Raw genomic sequence first — 2,164 nt, forward strand, 5'->3', positions numbered from 1 at the left:
CGATTATGAGCACAGCGTTATTATCGACAGTCTAAACAATTTGAGAAACAAACTCATTGCAGACGGAAGATATACAGATGCAGTTGATGAACTTATCATCAAATTTGCTCACGCACCGATTAAGAAATTTAGAATTAAGACGACGGAGGTTTAAGATTATGGAAAAGACTATTTTTGAGCAAATGGGCGGCACATACACACAGGTTGGAGATTATTATCTTCCCAATTTACAAATACCCGAACAAGAAACAAAGCCAATCGGAATGTGGGGTCAGCGGCACAAGCGCTATCTAAAGCAAAATCACAAGGTATTGTATATTAATTTGCTGACGAGCGGAAAATTAAACAGTTACCTTACCGATATTGACAAGCAAGCAGAAGAAATGTTTATTCTGTTAGTAAAAGAGCTTGCCGAAAATGAAAATGTAACCGAACAACTCAAAGCAGAAAATCAAATGCTGTGGGTGCATCAAATGAACAATATCCATAATCGTGTGACGGAGATTATAAATACGGATTTAATCTATGTATAACAATAATTTACAGATAATATTTCGGCAAAAATACGGTGTAGCCTCAAAATTAAGGTTACACCGTATTTTAATATAGAGTATCTTTATTTCGTTAAAGCACTGTGATCAGTAGTTCTCAGCATTTACCTCAAAGTAAGCCTGCGGATGAGCGCAAACAGGGCATACTTCGGGGGCTTTGATTCCCACAACTATATGTCCGCAGTTGCGGCATTCCCAAACCTTTACTTCACTCTTTTCAAAAACCTGTGCCGTTTCCAGATTGTGAAGCAGTGTACGGTAGCGTTCCTCATGATGTTTTTCAATAGCGGCAACCATGCGGAACTTAGCAGCAAGCTCGGGAAATCCTTCCTCTTCGGCAGTTTTGGCAAAGCCATCGTACATATCTGTCCACTCGTAGTTCTCGCCTTCAGCAGCAGACAGTAAATTGTCAGCCGTATCACCAAGACCGTTCAGCTCTTTGAACCACATTTTAGCGTGTTCTTTTTCATTATCAGCGGTTTTCAGAAACAATGCAGCCATTTGCTCGTAGCCTTCCTTTTTTGCAACAGATGCAAAATAGGTATACTTATTTCTAGCCTGAGACTCACCGGCAAAGGCAGTCTCCAAATTCTTTTCGGTTTGCGTACCTGCATAAATATTTTTCTTTTCTTCCTCTACAAGATTGAACTTTTCGGCTGGCTGTTTGCAAACAGGACACTTTTCAGGAGGAGTGTCACCCTCGTGTACATATCCGCATACGGAACAAACCCATTTTTTCATAACTTTTACCTCTTTCTTTTCATTTTCATTATTCGGAATCATATTAAGTAGTTTTTTTGCAGTTTCCACAGGAAATCCGTCAGGCGACTTCGCAATAAGTTCTTCCAAAAGTTCATGAGCGTTATTGCTTTGAGGAAGCATATATCCCGCCTCACGCATTATGTCCTCCGCCACCAATCGTTCAGATTTGGCAACAGCCTTCATCAAGCGGTAGAGACCGTCCTTTTCGGTAGCTTCTGCAATTTGCAAAGCAGCTTTTTCTTCATCTGCTTTGCGCTGAGCAACGCTATTCAATACCGCTTTGACAGAATCTGTCTTTGCCTGTTGAACAGGATAAACCTTTGGCACCATACTGATGGCTCCGCTTGGACAAGCATCGGCACAAGCGCCGCAACCGATACATTTGTTAACATCAATAATACTGTTTTCTGTGTCCGTTGCTCCCACAGGGCAAACATACAGGCAGAGACAATCCTTTGTACAAAGTCTCAAATTACGAACAGCAACTTTATCCATGATTACACTCTCCCTTCTATTTTTTCAAATTTCCACGCAGGAACTTTACATACAGGACACAACTCCGGTGCCTGTTCACCAATGTAGACAAAACCGCAGGTCGTGCAAACCCATATGTTTGTACCCTCCAACATCTTTTCTCCCTCGGTCATATAACGACTCACAAGAGAAGAAAGCATACGGGTAACCTTTTCGCCCCAAACGCAAATTCTTGCCGCACCTCGGTCGCCGCTTGCATCGGCTGTGGCACGGACACCGGCATAGTTTTCTGCATCCTCTATTAAATTTTGCGCCAATTTTTCAACAGTAGCGTCGCTGACAGCAGGAACAGCAGCAGTGAAATAGTCAGCAAGCTC

Annotated in this window: 3 protein-coding genes and 1 pseudogene; 1 reads left to right on the plus strand and 3 read right to left on the minus strand. The window is 42.1% G+C overall.

Features of this window, described 5'->3' with window-relative positions; translation table 11 throughout:
- Window positions 1-158 precede the first annotated feature (158 nt).
- Window positions 159-533, plus strand: a complete 375-nt coding sequence (locus tag ACI4L0_RS10875) for a TnpV protein (protein WP_439800194.1) — start codon at window positions 159-161, stop codon at window positions 531-533.
- A 105-nt stretch (window positions 534-638) separates the two neighbouring features.
- Here the strand turns inward: ACI4L0_RS10875 and rbr are convergent, their stop codons facing one another.
- The 3 genes and pseudogenes from rbr to ACI4L0_RS10890 all read right to left on the minus strand — a co-directional run.
- Window positions 639-1,169 carry a rubrerythrin gene (gene rbr / locus ACI4L0_RS10880; RefSeq protein WP_439800196.1) on the minus strand — a complete coding sequence of 177 codons (531 nt, stop codon included), beginning with the start codon at window positions 1,167-1,169 and terminating at the stop codon, window positions 639-641.
- A gap of 39 nt (window positions 1,170-1,208) precedes the next feature.
- Window positions 1,209-1,808, minus strand: a pseudogene (locus tag ACI4L0_RS10885) (rubredoxin-like domain-containing protein); the annotation flags it as partial.
- A gap of 2 nt (window positions 1,809-1,810) precedes the next feature.
- The coding region (locus ACI4L0_RS10890; RefSeq protein WP_439800195.1) for a rubredoxin-like domain-containing protein at window positions 1,811-2,164 on the minus strand (354 nt) is incomplete at its 5' end.

Origin of the sequence: Treponema sp., from assembly GCF_051883275.1 — a bacterium.
Classification (GTDB): Bacteria; Spirochaetota; Spirochaetia; order Treponematales; family Treponemataceae; genus Treponema_D.